This window comes from Streptomyces zingiberis (assembly GCF_012034935.1).
GTDB classification, from domain to species: Bacteria; Actinomycetota; Actinomycetes; order Streptomycetales; family Streptomycetaceae; genus Streptomyces; species Streptomyces zingiberis.
Genome location: NZ_JAATEN010000007.1, coordinates 217,440 through 230,781, shown reverse-complemented (window position 1 = coordinate 230,781; position 13,342 = coordinate 217,440). Strand labels below are relative to the sequence as shown.

12 protein-coding genes are annotated in these 13,342 nt (G+C 74.9%); 5 read left to right on the top strand and 7 right to left on the bottom strand.

Going from position 1 to position 13,342, the window contains the following annotated elements; all coding sequences use genetic code 11:
• Positions 1-100: 100 nt before the first annotated feature.
• Positions 101-577: a DUF6099 family protein gene (locus HCK00_RS11850; protein ID WP_168101803.1), complete on the top strand. Its 477-nt coding sequence runs from the start codon at positions 101-103 to the stop codon at positions 575-577.
• Positions 578-694: 117 nt separating this feature from the next.
• On the opposite strand, the gene HCK00_RS11845 is transcribed toward HCK00_RS11850, so the two are convergent.
• Positions 695-1,618 carry an LLM class F420-dependent oxidoreductase gene (locus tag HCK00_RS11845; protein ID WP_168101802.1) on the bottom strand — a complete coding sequence of 308 codons (924 nt, stop codon included), beginning with the start codon at positions 1,616-1,618 and terminating at the stop codon, positions 695-697.
• Positions 1,619-1,800: 182 nt separating this feature from the next.
• On the opposite strand from HCK00_RS11845, the gene mmuM reads away from it, so the two are divergent.
• From mmuM to argF, 3 genes are all read left to right on the top strand, one after another.
• The gene (gene mmuM / locus HCK00_RS11840) at positions 1,801-2,829 is read left to right on the top strand and encodes a homocysteine S-methyltransferase (RefSeq protein WP_168101801.1); all 1,029 of its coding nucleotides are present in this window, start codon (positions 1,801-1,803) and stop codon (positions 2,827-2,829) included.
• 278 nt (positions 2,830-3,107) lie between these two features.
• Positions 3,108-4,352 (top strand): arginine deiminase, encoded by a 1,245-nt coding sequence (locus tag HCK00_RS11835; RefSeq protein WP_168101800.1) that lies wholly within the window; start codon positions 3,108-3,110, stop codon positions 4,350-4,352.
• 155 nt (positions 4,353-4,507) lie between these two features.
• Complete coding sequence (gene argF, locus HCK00_RS11830; protein WP_168101799.1) at positions 4,508-5,515, top strand: ornithine carbamoyltransferase; 1,008 nt, start codon at positions 4,508-4,510, stop codon at positions 5,513-5,515.
• Positions 5,516-5,830: 315 nt separating this feature from the next.
• Here argF and HCK00_RS27570 read toward each other — a convergent pair whose 3' ends face one another.
• Positions 5,831-6,736: an endonuclease/exonuclease/phosphatase family protein gene (locus HCK00_RS27570; RefSeq protein ID WP_311765283.1), complete on the bottom strand. Its 906-nt coding sequence runs from the start codon at positions 6,734-6,736 to the stop codon at positions 5,831-5,833.
• A 642-nt stretch (positions 6,737-7,378) separates the two neighbouring features.
• Positions 7,379-8,971 carry a CoA transferase gene (locus tag HCK00_RS11820; RefSeq protein WP_311765274.1) on the bottom strand — a complete coding sequence of 531 codons (1,593 nt, stop codon included), beginning with the start codon at positions 8,969-8,971 and terminating at the stop codon, positions 7,379-7,381.
• Positions 8,972-9,177: 206 nt separating this feature from the next.
• On the opposite strand from HCK00_RS11820, the gene HCK00_RS11815 reads away from it, so the two are divergent.
• Positions 9,178-9,750 (top strand): hypothetical protein, encoded by a 573-nt coding sequence (locus HCK00_RS11815; RefSeq protein ID WP_168101797.1) that lies wholly within the window; start codon positions 9,178-9,180, stop codon positions 9,748-9,750.
• A 137-nt stretch (positions 9,751-9,887) separates the two neighbouring features.
• Here HCK00_RS11815 and tgmC read toward each other — a convergent pair whose 3' ends face one another.
• The 4 genes from tgmC to HCK00_RS11795 form a co-directional block, all read right to left on the bottom strand.
• The gene (gene tgmC, locus HCK00_RS11810; protein WP_311765273.1) at positions 9,888-11,012 is read right to left on the bottom strand and encodes an ATP-grasp peptide maturase system methyltransferase; all 1,125 of its coding nucleotides are present in this window, start codon (positions 11,010-11,012) and stop codon (positions 9,888-9,890) included.
• Positions 10,994-11,959: an ATP-grasp ribosomal peptide maturase gene (gene tgmB / locus HCK00_RS11805; RefSeq protein WP_168101795.1), complete on the bottom strand. Its 966-nt coding sequence runs from the start codon at positions 11,957-11,959 to the stop codon at positions 10,994-10,996. Before tgmB ends, tgmC begins: the two co-directional genes overlap by 19 nt.
• On the bottom strand, positions 11,956-12,267 hold the full coding sequence (gene tgmA, locus HCK00_RS11800; protein ID WP_168101794.1) for a putative ATP-grasp-modified RiPP: 312 nt from the start codon (positions 12,265-12,267) through the stop codon (positions 11,956-11,958). Before tgmA ends, tgmB begins: the two co-directional genes overlap by 4 nt.
• 497 nt (positions 12,268-12,764) lie before the next feature.
• The gene (locus tag HCK00_RS11795; RefSeq protein ID WP_168101793.1) at positions 12,765-13,172 is read right to left on the bottom strand and encodes a recombinase family protein; all 408 of its coding nucleotides are present in this window, start codon (positions 13,170-13,172) and stop codon (positions 12,765-12,767) included.
• Positions 13,173-13,342 lie beyond the last annotated feature (170 nt).

Here is a 13,342-nt window from a genome sequence, read left to right as displayed (position 1 = left end):
AGCTATTGTCCAGAGATTCAGGAAAACCCTGGTCTTCTGGGTAAGTGAACATCACTCTAGGTGATGGCAGCGGAACCGCGCCAGGGAAGGAGGTGGCCCCATGGACGCAGCTCGGCTGATCGAGGACACCCGGCACGGCCTCGCTCGGGCCCGAGCCCCGCAGGAGATCGTGGCCGAGGCATGGCAGGCCCAGGCGCTGGCGGAGGCGGTGGGGACCCACCTCCTGCTCTACGGTCCGCAGGAGTTCGAGACGGAGGCCCGCGGCCTCAGCGAGGCGGGCGCCCGGCTGCGCGGCTCGCTCCCCGAGGCGGCGCGCCGGGCGGGCGCGACACGGGCCGCCCGCCTCTCCGACGTCCACGACCGGCGGCGGGTGCTCATCGGACTGGGGGCGCTCCTCGGCGAGGTGGGGATCGCCCTGGTCGGGATCGCGTGCAGCGCCGAGGTGGAGAGCTTCTACTGGTACTGCATGGAGGTGATCGACGCGGTGGACGAGTCGGGGGACCAGGTCGGCGGACTGCTGCGCCGGCTGGAGGAGCTGGAGCAGCCGCGCTCCGACCCGGCGGCCTGGCCGTCCTGAGGCCGTCCTGAGGCCGGTCACCCGGGGTGGTTTCCCGGGCCCGTTCCCGGGGCGCCCTCCCGGGAGACCACCCCGGGGGCGCCGCCGTCCTGCCGCGCGGAACCCCCGGGACCGTCCTCAGCCGAGCTGCGGCTTCACCTCGGTGGCGACCAGCTCCAGGTGGTCGAGGTCGGAGAGGTCCAGGAACTGCAGGTAGATCCGCTCACAACCGGCCTCCCGGTACCGGCCGATCCGTTCGGTGATCTCGGCCGGGGAGCCGCAGAGCCCGTTCTCCCGCAGCTCCGCCGCGTCGCGCCCGATGGCCTCGGCCCGCCGCGTGACCTCCGCCTCGGACCGCCCGGCGCAGATCACCAGGGCGTTGGAGTAGACGAGCGAGGACGGGTCCCGGCCCTCGGCCTCGACGGCGGCGCGGACCCGGCCGAACTGCTCCGCGGTCTCGTCGGGCAGGACGAACGGCAGATTGAACTCGTCCGCGAAGCGCGCGGCGATCGCGGGGGTCCGCCGGGGGCCGCGTCCGCCGACGATCACCGGCACCTTCTCCTGGGCCGGCTTCGGCAGCGCGGGGGAGTCGGCGAGCTGGTAGAAGCGGCCGTCGAAGGAGAAGCGCTCACCGACCGGGGTGGACCACAGCCCGGTGATGACCTCCAGCTGCTCCTCCAGCCGCCCGAACTTCTCCTTCGGGAACGGGATGCCGTAGGCGGTGTGCTCGTCGGCGTACCAGCCGGCGCCCAGCCCGAAGTCGACCCGGCCGCCGGACATCTGGTCCACCTGCGCGACCTGGATGGCGAGCACACCGGGGTGGCGGAAGGTGCCCGCGGTCATCAGGGTGCCCAGCCGGATGCGGCTGGTCTCCCGGGCCAGGCCGGCGAGGGTGGTCCAGGCGTCGGTCGGCCCGGGGAGGCCGTCGACGTCCCCCATGTGCAGATAGTGGTCGGAGCGGAAGAAGGCGCCGTAGCCCAGGTCCTCGGCGGCCCGGGCCACGCGCAGCAGGGTGTCGTAGGAGGCGCCTTGCTGCGGCTCGGTGAAAACTCGGAGATCCATGGTGGCCATCTTGCCGGGACGGCGCGGCGGTACGCGTGCGGGGCCGCACGGGACACGCGTGGGACCGTACGGGGCGTGGCGTGCGTCCCGGGGCCCGGTCTGCCTGCTCCGTCCCGTTCCCTGTGCCGTCCCGTTCCCGTTCCCGTTCCCCGTCCCGTCCCCGAGAAGTGAGGTGCCCGCCCATGTCCCTTCCCTCCGGCCGGCCGGCCGGCGGGCCGTTCGCGGCGGCGCTCGCCGGCGGGCCGCCGCTCGTCCTCGACGGTGGCCTCTCCAACCAGCTCGCCGCCCAGGGCTGCGACCTCTCCGGCGCGCTGTGGTCGGCCCGGCTGCTGGCCGACGCGCCGGAGCAGATCGAGGCCGCGCACGCCGCGTACCTCCGGGCCGGCGCCCAGGTCCTCATCACCGCGAGCTACCAGGCCACGTTCGAGGGGTTCGCCCGGCGCGGCACCGGGCGGGCGGAGACCGCCGCGCTGCTGCGCCGCAGCGTCCGGCTGGCGCGCCGGGCCGCCGAACGGCACACGGAGGACGGGGCCGGCGGCACCGGCGGGCCGGACGGGCCGGGCGGGCCGGACGGGTCCGCCGGCGGGCCGGAGCGCCGTGCCGCCGGGCCCGCGACCACCCCGCGCCAGGCCTTCGTCGCCGCGTCCGTCGGCCCGTACGGGGCGATGCTCGCGGACGGCGCCGAGTACCGCGGCCGTTACGGGCTGAGCGTGCGGGAGCTGGAGCGCTTCCACCGGCCGCGGATCGAGGCGCTCGCGGAGGCCGGCCCGGACGTGCTGGCCCTGGAGACGGTCCCCGACACCGATGAGGCGGAGGCGCTGCTCGCCGCCGCCGGGGGCACGGGGCTGCCGGTCTGGCTCTCGTACACCGTCGCCGGCGGGACCACCCGGGCCGGGCAGCCGCTCGCGGACGCCTTCCGGCTCGCGGCGGAGAGCGGGCAGGCCGTGGCGGTGGGCGTCAACTGCTGCGACCCCGCCGACGCGGACGCCGCCGTGGCCCTCGCGGCGGAGGTCACCGGCCTGCCCGTCGTCGTCTACCCCAACAGCGGGGAGGGCTGGGACGCCGCGGCCCGCGCCTGGCGCGGCGCGGCCACCTTCGCCCCGGAGCGGGCCCGGGCCTGGCGGGACGCGGGCGCGCGGCTGATCGGGGGCTGCTGCCGGGTCGGCCCGGAGGGGATCGCTTCGCTGGCCCGCGGCCTGGCCACGGGATGACCGCGCCCGGCCGCCGGCGGGAGTCCTCCCGGGCGGCGGTCACCCGCCCGGGCTCCGGCCCGGTGGCCCGGACGTGTGTGCCATGCCGCGCGGTCCCCCGGGCGGCGCCGCGTCGCCCCCCGGGCCGCTCCGGGGCCCGGGGCGGGGTTCCGGCCATCCGGGGGGCCGCTTCCGGCCGGTGATCGTGTTCCGCGCGTTCCCGCGCATGGCACGCCGCCGTGCGGGGAAGCGGGGGAAGGGTGACGGCACCGACGGCCCGCCTCGGCGAGGATGGGAGCATGGCGTTCCACGTGGATTCCGAGGCGGGACGGCTCCGCCGGGTCATCCTGCACCGCCCGGGCACGGAGCTGACGCGGCTCACCCCGGGCAACAAGGACACCCTTCTCTTCGACGAACTGCTCTGGGGGCGCCGCGCCCGCGAGGAGCACGACGGCTTCGCCGAGGTGCTGCGCGGGCGCGGCGTCGAGGTGCACCTCTTCGAGGATCTGCTCGGCGAGAGCCTGGACCTGCCGCCCGCCCGGGAGATGGTGCTCGACCGCACCTTCGACGAACGCGAGTACGGCCCGCTGGCGACGGGCCCGCTGCGCGCGCTCTTCGACGAGCTGCCCGGCCGTGAGCTGGCGGCGGTGCTGATCGGCGGCATGACCAAGCGGGAGTTCCTGCGGCGGTACCCCGAGCCCACCTCGGTCGCCTTCCATGTGATGCACCCGGACGACTTCCTGATCGCCCCGCTCCCCAACCACCTCTTCACCCGGGACGCCTCGGCGTGGATCTACGACGGGGTGGCGATCAACGCCATGCGCTGGCCCGCACGGCAGCGCGAGGCCGTGCACTTCGCCGCCGTCTACCGGCACCATCCGCTCTTCCACGGGGAACGGGCGGGCGGCTTCCGCGTCTGGTCCGCGGGGGAGGGGGGCCACCCCTCCACCATCGAGGGCGGTGACGTGCTGGTCCTGGGGAACGGCGCGGTGCTCGTGGGGATGAGCGAGCGGACCACCCCGCAGGCCGTGGAATCCCTCGCCCGGGGGCTGTTCGCGGCCGGTTCGGCCCGCACCATCGTCGCCCTCGACATGCCGAAGCGCCGGGCGTTCATGCATCTGGACACCGTGATGACCATGGTCGACGGGGACACCTTCACCCAGTACGCCGGTCTGGGCATGCTCCGCTCGTACACCATCGAGCCGGGCGCCGAGGACCGCGACCTCAAGGTCACCGACCATCCGCCGGAGCACATGCACCGCGCCGTGGCCGCCGCGCTCGGCCTGGACTCCCTGCGCGTGCTCACCCCCGTGCAGGACGGGCACGCGGCGGAGCGCGAGCAGTGGGACGACGGCTGCAACGTCCTCGCCGTCGAGCCGGGCGTCGTCGTGGCCTACGAGCGGAACTCCACGACCAACGCCTATCTGCGGGACCACGGGGTCGAGGTCATCGAGATCCCCGGCAGCGAGCTGGGGCGGGGGAGGGGCGGCCCGCGCTGCATGAGCTGCCCGGTGGAGCGGGACCCGGTGGCGCCCCGGGCGTGACCGGTACGGGGCAGGGGGCCGGAACCGCGGCCCGCGCTCCGCGGCTGCCCGAGCGCGTCGTATAGTGATGCGGCTTGCCGTATAGATTTCCGGATGCGGCCGTCCGGCGCGCCTCCGCGCCCCCTCCGTGACCGTAGCGACCGAGGAGCCCTCCCATGGCGACAGACCTCACGGGCCGCCACTTCCTCAAGGAACTGGACCTCACCGCCGAGGAGTTCCGCCATCTGCTGGCGCTGGCCGCGGAGCTGAAGGCCGCCAAGCGGGACCGCACCGAGACCCCCGCGCTGCGCGGGCGGAACATCGCCCTGGTCTTCGAGAAGACCTCCACCCGCACCCGCTGCGCCTTCGAGGTCGCCGCCGCCGACCAGGGCGCCTCGACCACCTACCTCGACCCCTCCGGCTCGCAGATCGGCCACAAGGAGTCCGTCAAGGACACCGCGCGGGTGCTCGGCCGCATGTTCGACGCCATCCAGTACCGGGGCCACGGCCAGGCCACCGTCGAGGAACTGGCCGCCCACGCCGGGGTCCCCGTCTACAACGGGCTCACCGACGAGTGGCACCCCACCCAGATGCTCGCCGACGTCCTGACCATGACCGAGCACTGCGCCAAGCCGCTGCCGGAGATCGCCTACGCCTACCTGGGCGACGCCCGCTGCAACATGGGCAACTCCTACCTCGTCACCGGGGCGCTCCTCGGCATGGACGTCCGCGTCGTCGCCCCCCGCGCGCTGTGGCCGGCCGAGGAGGTCGTCGCCGAGGCGGAGCGGCTGGCGGCCGGGAGCGGCGCCCGGATCACGCTCACCGAGGAGATCGCCGAGGGTGTCCGCGGCGCGGACTTCGTCGCCACCGACGTCTGGGTGTCGATGGGCGAGCCGAAGGAGGTGTGGGACGAGCGGATCGCGCTGCTCCGCCCCTACGCCGTCACGGCGGACGTCCTCACCGCGACGGGCAACCCGGACGTCAAGTTCCTGCACTGCCTGCCCGCCTTCCACGACCTGGGCACGGCCGTGGCCCGCGAGATCCACGACAGCTACGGCCTGACCTCGCTCGAAGTCACCGACGAGGTCTTCGAGTCGGAGCACTCCGTGGTCTTCGACGAGGCGGAGAACCGGATGCACACCATCAAGGCGGTGCTGGTCGCCACCCTGGCGGGGGCAGCGTAGGGCTCTTCCGGCCCGGCCCGGCCCGGGCCGGGGCCGGGGCAGGACCTGGGGACCACGGCCCCGGGCAGCGGCACGGTGCCGCCCGGCGGTGGTTTCCTCACCCGCCGGGGCGGAGGCGCGCGGCGGGAGGCCGGGATCCGGGGGCCGTCCCGCACGCGCTCCGCACGCCGGCACACCGCACGCCGGCACACCGCACGCCGGCACACCGCACGCCGGCACACCGCACGGGCACGGCCCCCGGGACGCGGGCAGAGCACCGGGCCGGGGGCCGGGGGCCGGCTTCCCAGGGCCGACCCGTCCACGCGGGCACGCCCCTCACCTCAGCACCACCTTGGCCGCCACCGGCAGATGGTCGCTGCCGGTGGCGGGCAGGGTGCGGACGCGGGCGACGGCCGCCGACCGGGCCATGACCTGATCGATCCGGACGACGGGGAACGTGGCGGGGAAACTCAGGGCGAAGCCCCGCTCCGCCACCTCCAGCCGCGAGGTCAGCGGGGCCAGGCCGCGGTCCTCGGCCGTGCCGTTGAGGTCGCCCAGCAGGATCACGCGCTCCACCTCCTCGGCGGCGAGCGCCTCGCCGAGCAGCCCGGCGCTCTCGTCCCGCCGGGCGGAGGCCAGGCCGCCCGCGCCGAGACGGATCGACGGGAGGTGGGCGACATACGCGGCGACCTCGCCGTGCGGGGTGGCGACCACGGCCCGCAGCCCGCGGTTCCACCCCTCCGTGATGCTCCGGGGCTTGATGTCCAGCGCCCGGACGCCGGTCAGCGGGTGTTTCGACCAGAGCCCGACCGTTCCCCGGACGGTGTGGTGGGGATAGTCCGCGGCCAGGGTGCGTGCGTAGACCTCCCGGGCCGGGTCGACCACCTCCTGAAGCGCGATGAGGTCGGGCGCGGCGGCGGCGAGGGCGCGGGCGGTGCCGGCCGGATCGGGGTTCTCGTCGCTCACGTTGTGCTGCACCACCAGCAGCTCACGGGCGCCGCCCCGCTCCCCGGGCAGCAGCAGCCCGCCGAAGAGGGACGCCCACGCCGCCACGGGAAGCACCAGGGCGGCCGCGGCGAGCGCCGAGCGCCGCAGCAGGGCCAGGCCGAACAGCGCCAGGATCACCACACCCAGCCACGGCAGGAACGCCTCCAGCACGCTGGCCAGCCGGCCGGGGGAGTTGGGCACGGCGCGGTGGAAGAGGAGCAGCCCGGCGGTGACCACCGCGCATGCCGCGAGCACCCGGCCGCGCCGCCGGGCGCGACGCGGTCCGGCGGACGCCGGTACGGGCTCCCCCGCGCCGGTGCCGGAGGCGGGCGCCCCCGCGCCGGGTGCCGTGCCGCCCGGAGCCGGGGCGGGCTCCGTGCCGGGGGCCGGGATGGGCTCTGTGCCGGGGTCCGGGGCGAGCTCCGCGCGCGGGCGGTGGGCGGGCTCCGTGCCGGGGTGGTCGGCGGATTCCGTGCCGGGGCCGGGGCCCGGGCCGGCTCCGGTGGCGGGTCCGGTGCCGGGTCCGGGGTCGGCGGCGGCGGGTTCCGGTTCGCGGGGCGCGTCCCGCCGCGCGGGCTCCCCCTCCCGGCCCGGCTCGTCCCGGCGCCACTCGGGGGACCGCCGTCCCGGACGGCCCGGGGGCCGGCGGGTGGGCGCGGCCTCCCCTGCCGCCGCGGGGGCCCCGTCGTCCGTCCGCTCCGTCATGAATCGCCCGCTCCCCATCCGTAGGTCGTCACCTGCGGGGACCGCACCTGGGGGCCCAGCGGTTCCGTCTCCTGGGCCCCGTGAGCCCCATGTGTTCCGTGGCGGGAGAGGGCGGACCGCTCCGGGGATACCGCCGGCCGTGCGGATGCCCGGTCCCGGCCGGTCTGCCCGCCGCCCGCCGGGCCCTCCCTGCTACGGCCCGGTGCGTGGGGCCCAGCGCGGCGGGTCCGCCCCCAGGGGGCCCGGCGGGTGGGGCCAGTTCACCGGCGCGCCCGCGTACCCGACCGGGGGCAGGGCGTGGCGCTGCGTGCCGTGGGGCGAGTCCGTCTCCGTCAGCCAGGGGGCCGGGTCGTACGGTGCGGTGGTCGGCGGAGGCGGGTCGCCGGGCCGGATGCCGTGCAGCAGCCAGGAGGCCGTGCCCGCCAGGGAGAGCCGTAGGGTGCGCCCGCGGCCGGTCAGCTCGCGTTCGGTGAGCGCCCGCAGGACGGCCGCCGCGAGCAGGTAGCCGGTGCCGTGGTCCAGGGCCTGTGCGGGCAGCACGCCCGGGCGGACGTCACCTCCGGCCGCAGCGGCGGCTGTCCCGGTCCCGGGGGCTGACGTGCCGGTCCCGGGGGCTGACGCGCCGGTCCCGGCGGCGGACCCGGATTCCGCCGCGGCGATTCCGGTCGCGGCCTGGACGAGGCTGTCGAAGCCGCGACGCCCGGCCCACGGCCCGTGCCGCCCCCAGGCGCTGAGCTGGGCCACGATCAGGCGGGGGTGGCGGGACCGCAGGGCGGCGGGGGAGAGGCCGAAGCGGTCCAGCGCGCCGGGCCGGTAACCGGTCACCAGGATGTCGGCCGAGGCGAGCAGCGCCCCGAAGGTCTCCCGGTCGGCCGGGACGGCGAGGCCCAGCAGGGTGGAGCGTTTGCCCAGGCCCGTGTCGGCGTGGGCGCCCGGGTCCTCGGGCAGCCGGGGGGAGTCCACGCGGAGCACGTCCGCGCCGAGCAGCGCGAGGGTGCGGGTGGCGACCGGACCGGCGATCACCCGGGTGAGGTCCAGCACCCGGACACCGTCGGCGGGCAGCTCGGCCGGGGGCAGCGGCCGCGCCGGACCGTCGCGCCCGTCCCGCCCGCCGGTCCCGGAGAGTGTCCCGGCCCGGGCCCCTGCCCGGGGCGCGGCCCAAGCCCCGGTCCCGGTCCTGGTTCCGGGCGTCTCGTCGCCGTCCGTCTCCACCAGCGGCAGCGGTTCGCGCGCCGCCCGGGCCGGCCGTTCCGGGGCCGTGGCCACCGCCAGCCCGCCGGCCGCGTAGACCCTCTCCTGCACCGTGCGGGCCGGGAGCGCGGCCACCGCCGCCGCCAGCCGTGCGGCGTCCGCCGCCTCGTCCCCGGTGTCCGGGAGGCCGAGCGCGCGGAGCAGGCGGGCGCGGTGGTGCGGGTAGTTGGCGTGGGTGCGCACCCAGCCGTCGTCCGCGCGCCAGAAGCCGGAGAGGGGAGCGAAGGAGACGGGGGCGCGCCCGTCGATCCGCAGGTGCCGTTCACTGGTGAAGGCCGTCGCCACGGCGCCCTCGTGGATCCGGACCGCGGGCAGCGGGGAGCCGTTGCGCCGGGCGAGCAGCTCGGCGGCGGCGAGTGAGCACACGCCCACGGCCGCTCGCGCCAGCTCACGCACCGGGAGCCGCGCGGGCAGGGCGTCCGGGACGGTCGCGCAGCGGACCTCTCCGGCCAACTCCGGCGGGCCGCCGAGCGCGGCCCAGGCCTGGCCGGTGGCCGTGTCGTCCGCGTCTCCGGCGGCGTCTTCCCTCGTCACCAGGCCATTGTGCCGGGGGTCCGGCCCCGCGCCGGACGCCGGTGAACTCGTGGCGCAGCCTTGACCCCGGTCATATCCGGCCACGATCCTCCTCCCAGTGCACCGTTGCCCCATAGCGGCGGCGGACGGGGGCAGACGAATCCGTACAAGCCGCCTCCCGGCACCGAGAGGACGTCCGGGTTTCGAGCAGGGAAGGGCGCGCGGTCATGCGGAAGCTGGCACGACGACTCGAACGGCACCTGGGCGCGCAGGCGCTCCTCATCCTGCTGGTGGCCTGGCCGGCGGTCGCCCTCGCGGGCGGCGGCTCCTGGGCCGGTTCGCTGGGGCGGACCCTGGCCTTCACCGCAGTCGGCACGGCCGTGCTGGCGTTCGACCGGCGGCGCGACGGCCGGGCCGTGGGGATCAGCGACGAGGCCGTGGCCGACCTCGACCGGCAGCTCCGTCACGGGGAACTCCCCCGGCGCCGGCGGGAGAGGGTGGCCATGTACCGGCTCCTGGTCCACCGCCGCCACCGGATGCGCCACGCCTGGCTCGCCCTCCCCCTCCTCGCGCTGGGCATCGCCACGGCGCTCGCCGTGATCGTCAAGGGGGCCGTCGGGGCCGGCCTGTTCCTGCTGGCCACGCTGCTGGTCATCGCCGCGCTCGGCGCCTGGGGCAGTCACCGGCAGCTCACCCGCCTCCGCCGCCTGGAGGAATCCCTGGTCCGCGCCCGTGAGCGGGAACGCGACCGGGACCGCTCCCGCCGCCCGTCCGGCCCGGCCCTCCCGTCGCCGGCCTGAACAACCCCGCCGGGCCCGGCACACGCCGGTACGCCCCGTGCTCGTGCGCCCCGGAGAACCGGCGCGACCGGTGCGATCCCCCGCCCCCCGTGGCGCCGGGCCGTCCCGCCCCTGCCGTCCCGGTGCCGCGCCGGGCGTCAGCCCTCCGGCCAGCTGACCGACGTCCCACCGGGGCCGACGGCGATCCGGAACCGGTCCAGAGACGGTGCCCCGCAGGAGCGCCAGCGAGAGACGTGTGCCTCGACGCGGTCCCAGATCCGGCCCGGCCCGCCCTGCCGGACCCGCCACGTTCCGCCGTCCTTCCACAGAACTGCCCAGGCCCCGGCCTCCACGTCGAGCAACAGGTGTTCCGTGCGCCCGTCACGGGTGAGCTCCACCCGCTGGGCCCGCGGAGCGGCGAGCTGGGCGACGAACCGGGTGTCCCAGTCGTGCAGCGCCTCGGCTCCGACGGCGGCCGGACGGTCGTCGCCGGAATCCAGGTCCGGAAGCGAGCCGAGAGGCGGCGGCAGATGAGGCCGGGCGAGCATGAAGGAGATCTGGCCGCCGAGGAATCGGCCGGACGCCGTACCGTCACCCCGAACGGTGAGCCTGGCCAGTTCCGAGGAGTACAGCCAGCCGCAGAGCGTGACGAGGACGATCCCGCCGGGCCGGGTCTGCTCGATCAACTCGTGAGGCACGGTGTGGAGTCCGCACGTCGCGATCACCCGGTCGTAGGGAGCCCCGTCGGGGTGCCCCGCCAGGCCGTCACCCACGACCAGGTCCGGTGCGAACCCGCAGGATCCCAGGGCGGTCCGGGCGCGGACGGCCACGTCCGCGTCCACCTCGACGGAGGTCACGAAGGCGTCGCCGAGCCGGTGGCAGAGCAGAGCCGTCGAATAACCGCTGCCGGTGCCGATCTCCAGCACCCGGCGGCCGTCCTCGACCTGGAGTTCTTCCAGCATCCGGACGACCAGCCGGGGCATGGTGCTCGACGAGGTGGGAGCGCGCAGGATCTGCCCGCGGATGTCACCCGGCACGATCGTCCCGGCGATCTGCGTCACGAGGGAGATATCCTCGTAACAGCGCTCCAGCCACCGGGGATCGCCGGGCCCGACCGGAGCCCAGGCCGTGGGCGCGGAGCCCGGGACCTCCTCGAAGAAGCCGCCGCGCAGGAACGCGTGACGCGGGACGGCCGTCACGGCATCGCGCCATGTCTCGCTCCGCAGCTGCCCTGCGTCGATCAGACGCTTGACGAGTTGTGCCCTCAGCTCCTCGCCCGCCACGCTGCCTTCCTCTCCAGCAGATCCGCCATCGCCGCCACCATCGGCAGCCCGGTCTCCGGCTCCAGCCATGCCCACTGCCCGGATGGGTTGCACTCCAGGAACCACCATCGCCCCTGACGGTCCACGGCGAAGTCGAAAGCTCCGAAGACAAGCCGGAAGTGGTCGAGATAGGCGTGGAGGGACTCGTGCAGGCCCGGCGGCGTTCTCACCACGCTGTACCGGAGCTGTGTGTAATCGGTGCGCCAGTCGAGCAGGTCGGATTCGATGCGGACGCCGAAGACCTGGTGTCCCATCACCGTGACGCGCACGTCGGCGCTCTTGTCGACGCGTTGCTGGAAGAGGTGGGCTGTGCCCGCCACTGTATCGTCGATCTCCTCCGCGGTGACTTCTCGTAATTCGACCGTGCAGGAGACTCCGTCGATCCGGAACAGCGGCGTCGAGAGTGGTTTGTAGATCACCTGTCCGTGCGTCTCGATGAAATCGCGTGCCGCAGTCGGTGACGAAGTGATCAAGGTGGGGGGCGTGCGGAATCCGACGGCCGCAGCCGTGATGAGGCCCGAGGGCTTGAACTCCGCGTCGCCGATGCGATGAGGGTGATTGACGTAGAGGCAGCCGGGGAGCGAGGCCACGACACCTCCAAGACCGTAACGCGCCTGTGTGACCGAGAATCGCGCTGTCTGCTCGTCGAGATGCGGGAAGGTGAACCCGGAGGGCCTGCGGTAGTAGAGGGAGCGGATGCATGACAGGTCCGCGCTGCGGGTCGGGGTGCTCAGATCCCCGCGGAGGCCGCTGGAGGTGATGCGGGCGGCGATGGACAACGTGGTGGGGAAGTCGCCCGAATCGAACCGCACGACCGGAACGCCCCGGCCGTGCAGTTCATCGATCACCAGGTCCGTCGTCGGGTCGTCCAGGTTGGTGACGACCAGTACCGGTCCCTGACGGCTCATTGGTCGCTGTCGTTCCCAGTGTCCTGGTCTCCGCCGCCTGCGCCACCGGGACCCGCGCCGTCCGAGGGATTACCGGTGTTGGTAGCCGGATTGGTGCCCGTGCTCGTACCGTGTCCCGGCATCTCCACGGGCCGTCCGGAGGCGTCGAAATACCGCGCCGTCTGTGTTACGGGCTCCAGCTCGACGCGCGCGTAAGAGGGCGCCGTGTTCGGGTACGGCGCCATGCGTCGCAATCCCCAGGGAATCGGTGTGCCGACCCCGTTCGGGAGAGGAGTCCCGGTCGGAAGGCGGTCGGAATGGGCGAACATGAATGTCTCCTCGGTAGTTGCTGATTTTCCTGGATCCCGGAGGTCGATGCTCTCCGGGCCTGCGAGGGCGAACGGTGCCGTCCCCCGTGGCGCGGAAGACGTGCGCGCGCTGTTGTCGTTCGGCCCGTCCCGGGGAAACGGAAACGGTACGGGGACAAGGGGACTGGTGCTGCGAATTTCGGACCTGTCCACTGCATCGCTGTCACCACCGGCGCCAGGGCTCAAGAGCGGTGCTCGACCGAATACCCACCAGGCGGCCATTCATGGAAGGCACCGGTGCTCCGTGCTCAACCGCCACATTCCCATGGGCAGGTCTCTGGACGTACGTGGCGCATGGGTGCATGAGGGTGTCCTTTCCTATGCGCTCGCGCCCGGTCCCACCACCCCGGGCGCGCGGGGGCGCACGCGCCCGGACTTCCTGCCGCCACCTCACGGTGCGGGCCGTGGTGCCGAGCCGGTTTCGGCGGATGGGCCACGGAGCCGTGCCACCTGTGCCGTCACCGGTCCGCACCGCACTGGAGGAGCGGCGGCCAGGAGTAGCGCACCCGCACGCCGTGCTCGCGAAGCCAACGGAGTTCGTGGTACCGGAGTTCGTGCGCGGACTCGGGAGCGATCACCGCCGGCCACCGCACGACGACGACACCCACCGCGCCGGTCTCCGCCATGGCCCGAATCCGCCTCCAGCCCTCACGCTGCCGGGGATCCGGCTCGCCGTAAGGATCGCCGACCACCTCCACGATCCGGAGTCCGTGCGTGGCGGCGAAGGCATGACCTTCCTCTTCCGCCCGCCCGGCTGCCAGTCCGGGACTGACCGTTCCCCGCTCCGCGCAGACGTACAGGACGGCGGCGGCCGGGTCGGTCCCGGTGCCGGCGGCCTTCTCGTGCTCGGTTTCCGCTGAGCTCACCGATGGTCCTCTCTTCTTCTCGGAGCCCGTTCGCCCGCCGCCCGCGCGGGGCGCGCGCTCGCCGGACCTTCGTCGCCGGCCGCCGGAAGACGGTGAGCCCCCGGGCGGCTGATATCCACCCAACGGGGACGCGGGCGCGCGGAGAACGGGTCATGCTGGCGGAGCCGTTG

Bases quoted from the DNA above. Each gene is read 5' to 3' on its own strand.
- tgmA (WP_168101794.1), bottom strand. From the start codon at position 12,267: ATGTTCGCCCATTCCGACCGCCTTCCGACCGGGACTCCTCTCCCGAAC.
- HCK00_RS11815 (WP_168101797.1), top strand. From the start codon at position 9,178: ATGCGGAAGCTGGCACGACGACTCGAACGGCACCTGGGCGCGCAGGCG.
- HCK00_RS11850 (WP_168101803.1), top strand. From the start codon at position 101: ATGGACGCAGCTCGGCTGATCGAGGACACCCGGCACGGCCTCGCTCGG.
- mmuM (WP_168101801.1), top strand. From the start codon at position 1,801: ATGTCCCTTCCCTCCGGCCGGCCGGCCGGCGGGCCGTTCGCGGCGGCG.
- argF (WP_168101799.1), top strand. From the start codon at position 4,508: ATGGCGACAGACCTCACGGGCCGCCACTTCCTCAAGGAACTGGACCTC.
- HCK00_RS11845 (WP_168101802.1), bottom strand. From the start codon at position 1,618: ATGGATCTCCGAGTTTTCACCGAGCCGCAGCAAGGCGCCTCCTACGAC.
- tgmB (WP_168101795.1), bottom strand. From the start codon at position 11,959: ATGAGCCGTCAGGGACCGGTACTGGTCGTCACCAACCTGGACGACCCG.
- HCK00_RS11835 (WP_168101800.1), top strand. From the start codon at position 3,108: ATGGCGTTCCACGTGGATTCCGAGGCGGGACGGCTCCGCCGGGTCATC.